The organism is Sphingomonas sp. (genome assembly GCF_026460985.1).
In the GTDB taxonomy this organism is placed as follows: Bacteria; Pseudomonadota; Alphaproteobacteria; order Sphingomonadales; family Sphingomonadaceae; genus Sphingomonas.
On sequence record NZ_JAPKNM010000017.1, the window covers coordinates 44,024 to 51,722 of the forward strand.

7 protein-coding genes are annotated in these 7,699 nt (G+C 68.1%); 5 read left to right on the forward strand and 2 right to left on the reverse strand.

Features of this window, described 5'->3' with window-relative positions; genetic code table 11:
• Positions 1-152: 152 nt before the first annotated feature.
• On the reverse strand, positions 153-1,505 hold the full coding sequence (locus MT490_RS03665; RefSeq protein ID WP_297384351.1) for a protein adenylyltransferase SelO family protein: 1,353 nt from the start codon (positions 1,503-1,505) through the stop codon (positions 153-155).
• Between the two features lie 18 nt (positions 1,506-1,523).
• On the opposite strand from MT490_RS03665, the gene MT490_RS03670 reads away from it, so the two are divergent.
• From MT490_RS03670 to MT490_RS03685, 4 genes are all read left to right on the forward strand, one after another.
• The gene (locus MT490_RS03670; protein ID WP_297384369.1) at positions 1,524-2,393 is read left to right on the forward strand and encodes an alpha/beta hydrolase; all 870 of its coding nucleotides are present in this window, start codon (positions 1,524-1,526) and stop codon (positions 2,391-2,393) included.
• 100 nt (positions 2,394-2,493) lie between these two features.
• A complete protein-coding gene (locus tag MT490_RS03675) occupies positions 2,494-3,627 on the forward strand; it encodes a glycosyltransferase family 4 protein (RefSeq protein ID WP_297384353.1) in 1,134 nt (377 codons plus the stop codon).
• Positions 3,628-3,694: 67 nt separating this feature from the next.
• Positions 3,695-5,098: a nitronate monooxygenase gene (locus MT490_RS03680; protein ID WP_297384355.1), complete on the forward strand. Its 1,404-nt coding sequence runs from the start codon at positions 3,695-3,697 to the stop codon at positions 5,096-5,098.
• A 182-nt stretch (positions 5,099-5,280) separates the two neighbouring features.
• A complete protein-coding gene (locus tag MT490_RS03685) occupies positions 5,281-5,976 on the forward strand; it encodes a glutamine amidotransferase (RefSeq protein WP_297384357.1) in 696 nt (231 codons plus the stop codon).
• 21 nt (positions 5,977-5,997) lie between these two features.
• Here MT490_RS03685 and MT490_RS03690 read toward each other — a convergent pair whose 3' ends face one another.
• Positions 5,998-6,996, reverse strand: a complete 999-nt coding sequence (locus MT490_RS03690) for a D-glycerate dehydrogenase (protein WP_297384359.1) — start codon at positions 6,994-6,996, stop codon at positions 5,998-6,000.
• A 93-nt stretch (positions 6,997-7,089) separates the two neighbouring features.
• On the opposite strand from MT490_RS03690, the gene MT490_RS03695 reads away from it, so the two are divergent.
• On the forward strand, positions 7,090-7,563 hold the full coding sequence (locus MT490_RS03695; protein WP_297384361.1) for an SH3 domain-containing protein: 474 nt from the start codon (positions 7,090-7,092) through the stop codon (positions 7,561-7,563).
• The last annotated feature ends 136 nt before the right edge of the window (positions 7,564-7,699 follow it).

The window sequence follows — 7,699 nt, forward strand, 5'->3', positions numbered from 1 at the left end:
CAACCCCCCGGCGGCGTTATGTCGCGAGATCCTCCCCCGGAGGGGGAGGGGGACCGCGAAGCGGTGGAGAGGTAGTCTCCCCAAGCCGTGTCGCCTGTGGAGAATACCCCTCCGTCGCGCTACGCGCGCCACCTCCCCCTCCGGGGGAGGATTTAGCGGAGCGCTTCGCCCATTCTGCGGATCGCCGCGACCTTCGCGTTGAGGCGCGACCAGTCGTCGTCGCGCGCGATCGCCGCCCAGATGTCCTCGACCTCGTCGATCAGCATCGCGCAAGGGGCGTCGCCGGACCAGTAAGCGTGGTCGCGCCCCTTGCGCGGGGCGTAGTGCGCGAGTTGCGCGCGGAGGTCGGCAAAGGGTTCGCCGTAGCTGGGCGGAAGCTTGCCGCCGAAGCCGTGGAAGAAGAAGCGGTCGATCGGGGTGCCCGTCTCGACCAGCGCGCGCTCGATCGCGCCGACCAGCGGCCGGTCGTGCTCCACGCCGCGCGGGACGAGGCCGAGCCGCCACAGCATCGCCTCGGCAACCTCGCGCTGGAAGGCCTCGGGGAACACGTCCATCGCTTCGACCAGCGGTTCCTCCTCGGCGATCAGCCGGAGCGAGCTGGCGAGCTGCATCACGTCCCAATAGATCGCCTCGGGCTGGCGGCCGAACGAATAGAGCCCGGCCTGGTCGAAATAGGCGGCGATGAAGCCGGGATCCCAGGTCGGGGCGAAGCGCCAGGGGCCATAGTCGAAGCTCTCGCCGGTGACGTTGATGTTGTCGCTGTTGAGCACCCCATGGACGAAGCCCGCGGCCATGAACCGGCCGGCCATGCGCGCGGTGCGCCGGGCGACATAAGCGAGAAGGCGCTGGGGGGCGTCGTCGCCGGGCTCCTCGCCGAAATAGTGGCGGAGCACATAGCCGGTCAGCCGCTCGATATTCTCCAGGTCCTGGAAATAAGCGAGCCGCTGGAAGGTGCCGATGCGGATATGGCCGTGGTTGAGCCGGACGAGCACTGCCGAGCGGGTGGGCGAGGGCTCGTCGCCGCGATGGAGCTCCTCGCCGGTCTCGATCAGCGAGAAGGTGCGCGAGGTCTCGACGCCCAGCCCCTCGAGCATCTCGGTGGCGAGGATCTCGCGGACGCCGCCCTTGAGCGTCAGCCGGCCGTCGCCGAAGCGGCTGTACGGCGTCTGGCCCGAACCCTTGGTGCCGAGGTCCATCAGGCGGCCGCGCTCGTCGGTCATCTGCGCGAACAGGAAGCCGCGCCCGTCGCCGATCTCGGGATTGTACACGCGGAACTGGTGGCCGTGATAGCGCAGCGCCAAGGGCCGTTCGAGCGCGCCGGGGAGCGGCTCGAAACGCCCGAAATGCGCGATCCATTGCGCGTCGCTCAACTGATCGAGCCCGATCTGCGCCGCCGCGCGATCGTTGCGGAAGCGCAGGATCGCCTGGGGGAAACGCGCCGCGGGGACGGGATCGTAAAAGGCATCGCCGAGTTCGAGGATCGCCTGTTGCGGAGTGAAGTTCATGCGGCGATATGGGGACCGATGGGCGAGCGGCGCAACTACAGCGATGGCTATTGGTGGTCGAAGGACGGCCTGCGCCTGCATTATCGCGATTATGCCGGCGCGGACGACAAGCCGCCGGTCCTCTGCTTCCCCGGCCTGACGCGCAACGCGCGCGATTACGAGGTGCTGGCGGGGCGGCTGGCGGGCGAACGGCGCGTGCTCCTCGTCGAGTTCCGCGGGAGGGGCGAGAGCGCCTATGCCAAGGATCCGATGTCCTATGTCCCGCTGACCTATCTGCAGGACGTCGAGGCCCTGCTCGCCGAGCTGGCGATCGAGCGCTTCGTCGCGGTGGGCACCTCGCTGGGCGGCATCGTCACCATGCTGCTCGCGGCCACCGACGGCGCGAAGCTGGCGGGCGTGGTGCTCAACGATGTGGGCCCGGAGCTCGATCCCGGCGGGCTGGCGCGGATCCGCACCTATGTCGGCAAGGCGGTGTGGCACCCGACCTGGATGCACGCGGCGCGCGGCGTCGCCGAGGGCAATGCCGATGTCTATCCGGGCTATGGCATCGAGGATTGGCTGCGCATGGCCAAGAGGCTGTTCCGAGTGAACAGCTCGGGCCGGATCGTGCTCGACTACGACATGAAGATCGCCGAGCCGTTCCGCGTGCCGGGCAACGAGGCGGGGCCGGACATGTGGCCGACCATCGACGCGCTCAAGGGCAAGCCGGTGCTGATCGTGCGCGGCGAACGTTCGGACATATTGAGCGCCGAGACCGCGGCGAAGATGCTCGCGCGGGTGCCCGGCGCGAAGCTGGTGACGGTGCCGGGCGTGGGGCATGCGCCGACGCTCGACGAGCCCGAGGTGGTGGCGGCGATCGAGCGGTTGCTGGGGAAGGTGACGGCGTAGCCGTCATCCCGGCGAAAGCCGGGATCGCGCGCCGCTCGCTCAGTCGCCTGAGGTCCCGGCTTTCGCCGGGATGACGATATAGCTAAGCACCGCTTCCAATATGCCCATCCACATCCTTCACCTGCACTCCACCTTCAACCTCGGCGGCAAGGAATCGCGCGCCGTGCGGCTGATGAACGCGTTCGGCGACAGGGCGCGGCACACGATCGTCTCGGCGATGCCCGATCAGCTCAATGCACGCGATGCGATCGCCAGGGGGGTCAAGTACGAGATCGCGCAGAACCCGCCGCCGCTCTCCGGACGCCCCTCAGCCAAGCGCTATGAGGAGATCGCGCGGTTCATGCGGCGCTTCGATCTGGTGCTCACCTATAATTGGGGCGCGATCGACGGGGTGATGGCGGCGCGCGTGTTCGGCAAGGGACTGCCGCCGATCGTCCACCACGAGGACGGCTTCAACCAGGACGAGGCCGAGCGGCTCAATCCGGTGCGCAACATGTATCGCCGCATCGCGCTGCCCGCGGCCAATGCGCTGGTCGTGCCGAGCCATGTGCTCGAGAAGGTCGCGGTGAAGCATTGGCGCCAGCCCGCTGGGCGCGTCCACCGCATCGCCAACGGCGTGGCGACCAAGCTTTATGCCGGCAAGCCCGATGCGAGCCTGATCCCGCAACTCGCGAACCGCCGCGAGGGCGAGGTGTTCATCGGCTGCGTCGCGGGTCTGCGGCCGGTCAAGGACCTGCCGATGCTGGTGCGTGCCTGCGCGGGCGTGAACGCGCGCTTCAAGCTGGTGATCCTGGGCGAGGGGCCCGAGCGGCAGAACATCCTGGATGCCGCCGAGGCGATGGCGATCGAGGACCAGCTGATCCTGCCCGGATTCCTCCCCGAGCCGCATCGCTATATGGGCCTGTTCGACATCTTCGCATTGTCGTCGAGGAGCGAGCAGGCGCCGATCTCGGTGATCGAGGCGATGGCGGCGGGGCTGCCGGTGGTCTCGACCCGGGTGGGCGACATTCCGGTGATGGTGGCGCCCGAGAACGAACCGTTCCTGGCGCCGCGGCACCACGAAGTCGACCTGCGTGACCGGATCGACACGCTGGCGCGGCATCCGGATTCGATGCGCTATATCGGCGGACAGAACCGGGAGCGCGCCCGTGCGTTGTTCGATGAGGCGCAGATGATCGCCGCTTATGCGCGGCTTTATGGTGCAGCGATGGGACGCCCTGACGCATTGCAATAACGATTGCTGCTCGCTTGTTGGCGGGTTTTGCGTATAGCGTTCCGCGAAATTTCGGGCGGAGGTACATTTGTTCAAGGGTTTGACCCCCATCAACTATAACGGTCGCGAAGTCTGGCCGCTGGTGGAGGGTGGCAAGGGGGTGGCTGCGACCAACCACGCCAGTGCCGGCGCCTGGGCAGCGGCCGGCGGAATCGGCACCGTGAGCGCGGTCAATGCCGACAGCTATGATGCCGAGGGCAAGATCATCCCGCAGATCTACCGCGCGCTGACCCGGCGCGAGCGGCACGAGGAACTCGTCCAGTACGCGATCGACGGCGCGGTCGAGCAGGTCAAGCGCGCGTTCGAGATCGCCGGCGGCAAGGGCGCGGTGAACATCAACGTGCTGTGGGAGATGGGCGGCGCGCAGCGCGTGCTGCACGGCGTGCTCGAGCGCACCCGCGGCATGGTGGCGGGGGTCACCTGCGGCGCGGGCATGCCCTACAAGCTCAGCGAGATCGCAGCTTCGTACAATGTCAGCTATCTGCCGATCGTCAGCTCGGGCCGTGCCTTCCGCGCGCTGTGGAAGCGGGCTTATTCCAAGGCTTCGGAATGGCTGGCGGCGGTTGTCTATGAGGATCCCTGGCTCGCGGGCGGGCATAACGGCCTGTCCAATGCCGAGGATCCCCTGGTCCCGCAGGATCCCTATCCGCGCGTCCGCGACCTGCGCACGACGATGCGCGAGGGCGGCATTTCGGACGACGTGCCGATCGTGATGGCGGGCGGCGTCTGGTACCTTCGCGACTGGAACGACTGGATCGACAATCCCGAGCTCGGCAAGATCGCGTTCCAGTTCGGCACGCGGCCCCTGCTCACCAAGGAGAGCCCGATCCCCGAGGAGTGGAAGAACGAGCTGATGCAGCTGGAGGAAGGCGATATCCTGCTCCACCGCTTCTCGCCGACCGGCTTCTACTCGAGCGCGGTGCGCAATCCCTTCCTGCGCAACCTCGAGGCACGCAGCGAGCGGCAGATCGCCTATTCGACCGAGCATGCCGGCGATCACACCTTCCAGCTCGACGTGGGCGTGAAGGGCAAGAATTTCTGGGTGACGCGCAACGACCTGCTGCGCGCGCGCGAATGGTTCGGGCTCGGCTTCACCTCGGCGCTCAAGACCCCGGACAACACGCTCGTCTTCGTCAGCGAGGAAGAGAAGGGCGTGATCCGCAAGGATCAGGCCGACTGCATGGGCTGCCTCAGCCAGTGCCAGTTCTCGTCCTGGGCGGACACCGAGACCAACTCGACCGGCCGGCTCGCCGATCCGCGCAGCTTCTGCATCCAGAAGACGCTGCAGGACATCGCGCATGGCGGCCCGGTGCACGAGAATTTGATGTTCGCGGGCCACGGCGCGTACAATTTCAAGCGCGACCCCTTCTATTCGAACGGGTTCGTGCCGACGGTGAAGCAGCTGGTCGACCGGATTTTGACGGGGGATTGAGACTATAAGAGCCCCTCCCCTTCCGGGGAGGGGTTGGGGTGGGGCTTGTCCGCGGGCGATGGGCTCGGTGAGACTTACATGCCCCACCCCCAACCCCTCCCCTGAAGGGGAGGGGCTTACTCTTGACCAGATGCAAGAATCCCTTGGCTGGCGGTTCGACCGGGTCTCTCTAGTCTGGCCGCATGAAGACTGGTCTCATCATCCGCCACACGCCCTTCGAGGGCATCGCCGGGTTCCGCGAGCCGATCGAGGCGGCGGGCTATGTCCTCGATCGCGTCGACGTCACCGATCCGGGCTTTGCCAACCTGGACTTCGAGGCGCCCGACCTGCTGCTGATGATGGGCGGCCCGATGGGCGTCTATGAGCGGGAGGCGCATCCCTGGATCGCGCACGAGCTCGAGCGGCTCGCCGAGCGGATCGCGCGCGGGCTGCCGACCTTGGGCGTGTGCCTGGGCGCGCAGATGATCGCGGCGGCGATGGGCGCGGAAGTCCGGCCGGGACCGGTGAAGGAGATCGGCTTCGCGCCGGTGACGCTCAACGATAGGGGCGCGGATTCGCCGCTCCGCCACGTGGCCAAGGTGCCGATGCTGCATTGGCATGGAGACACTTTCGATCTGCCCGATGGCGTCGAATTGCTCGCCTCGACCCCGTCCTATGCGCATCAGGCGTTCCGGCGCGGCTCTGAGCTGCTCGCGCTCCAGTTCCATGCCGAGATGGGCGAGGATCCGCGCTTCGAGGCGTGGATCGAGAACGGCCCAGCCTTCATCGCCGAGGCCGGCACCTCGCCCGAGCGGCTGCGCGACGCGCACGGCGCGCATGGGCCCGCCGCGGTCGCCGCGGGGCAGGCGATGATCGCGGAGTGGCTCCGCGGCCTCTGATCGTGCGGGCCGGAACGCGGCCTAGAGCCAGCCGTCGAGGACCTGGTCGGGCGGGCGGTGGCCGTCGACCCAGGAGCGGATATTGGCGATCACCTTGACACCCATCGCCTCCCGCCCCTCGAACGTGGCCGAGCCGAGGTGCGGGAGCAATACGACATTGTCGAGCGCGATCAGGCGCGGATCGACCGCGGGCTCGTCCACATAGACGTCGAGCCCCGCGCCGGCGATGCGGCCGGCTTCGAGCGCGGCGACCAAAGCCTCGGGATCGACGATCTCGCCGCGCGCGGTGTTGATCAGCCAGCCCTGGGGCCCGAGCAGGTCGAGCCGGTGCGCGTCGATCAACCCGCCGGTGGTCCGGGTGTGCGGTGTGTGGATGGTCAGGATGTCGACCGCCTCGAGCATCGCGTCGAGATCGGCGTGGAAGGTGGCGCCGAGTTGCGCCTCGGCGACTTCGGGGATGCGGTGGCGGTTGTGGTAATGGATCTGCAGGCCGAAGGCGCGTGCGCGCTGCGCCACCGCCTGGCCGATCCGGCCCATGCCGAGGATGCCGAGCTTCTTGCCGCCGATGCGGTGGCCGCGCATGCCGGTGGGGCGCCAGCCGGTCCATTCGCCCGAGCGGACGAGCTTGTCGCCCTCGATCAGCCGGCGCGGCGCGGCGAGGATCAGCGCCATCGCCATGTCGGCGGTATCCTCGGTCAGCACGCCCGGCGTGTTGGTGACGGTGATGCCGCGCTCGCGCGCTGCCTTGAGGTCGATATGGCCGACGCCCGCGCCGTAATTGGCGATCAGGCGGAGGCGATCGGGAGCGGCGGCGATCAGTTCCGCGTCGATCCGGTCGGTGACGGTGGGCACGAACACGTCGGCATCGGCCATGGCGGCCGCCAGCGCTGCGCGGTCCATCGCCAGGTCGCTTTCGTTGAGCGCGACGTCGAACAATTCCGACATGCGCGCCTCGATCGCCTGCGGCAGCGCGCGGGTGACGGTCACGCGGGGACAGGAAGGGCGCGCGGTCTGTGCCATTCAGAGCGGATTGGCGGGCGCGGGCGCCGCAGTCAACGGGTTGAAGCGCAGGCCGCGCCCGCAGTATCAGCGGATGCGATGAAAGGGGATCGAATGCGCTTCGGGTGGCTGGTACTGGCGGCAATGGTGCTGGGGATAGCCGTGCCCGCGGTGGCGCAGCGCAAACCGCCTTATTGGGTGTCGATCGACGTCGACAAGGCGCGGATGCGCACCGGCCCCGGGCGCAACTATCCGGCGAGCTGGCTCTACCAGCGCCGCGACCTGCCGCTCAAGGTGCTCGACGTCTATGGCGAGTGGCGCAAGGTCGAGGATCCCGGCGGCACCCAGGGCTGGATGCTGCGCAACTTCCTCGACGAGCGGCGTACGGCAATCGTGACCGGCGGCGTCACCGAACTCCGCGCGACGCCGCAGCTCAGCGCGCATATCAACTGGCGGGTCGAGCCCGGCGTGGTCGGGCGGATCAGCAAATGCGGAGGCGGCTGGTGCCGCTTCGACGTGGGCGGCCGCGCGGGCTATATCGAGCAGTCCCACCTCTGGGGCGTCGAGCCGGGCGAAGTGCTGAACTGAGGTTGAATCGACATTCAGCCGAGCGAGGGCTCTCAATCCTCCCCCGCCAGGGGGAGGTGGCACGCGCAGCGTGACGGAGGGGGCGGAACCCCTGCGCTCAATTGGAGAGTGTATCGCCTACCTCCCCCTCCGACGC

What these genes read in the sequence shown, in the direction of transcription:
- MT490_RS03665 (WP_297384351.1), bottom strand. Translation starts at nt 1,505, where the DNA reads ATGAACTTCACTCCGCAACAGGCGATCCTCGAACTCGGCGATGCCTTT.
- MT490_RS03670 (WP_297384369.1), top strand. Translation starts at nt 1,524, where the DNA reads ATGGGCGAGCGGCGCAACTACAGCGATGGCTATTGGTGGTCGAAGGAC.
- MT490_RS03675 (WP_297384353.1), top strand. Translation starts at nt 2,494, where the DNA reads ATGCCCATCCACATCCTTCACCTGCACTCCACCTTCAACCTCGGCGGC.
- MT490_RS03690 (WP_297384359.1), bottom strand. Translation starts at nt 6,996, where the DNA reads ATGGCACAGACCGCGCGCCCTTCCTGTCCCCGCGTGACCGTCACCCGC.
- MT490_RS03695 (WP_297384361.1), top strand. Translation starts at nt 7,090, where the DNA reads ATGCGCTTCGGGTGGCTGGTACTGGCGGCAATGGTGCTGGGGATAGCC.
- MT490_RS03685 (WP_297384357.1), top strand. Translation starts at nt 5,281, where the DNA reads ATGAAGACTGGTCTCATCATCCGCCACACGCCCTTCGAGGGCATCGCC.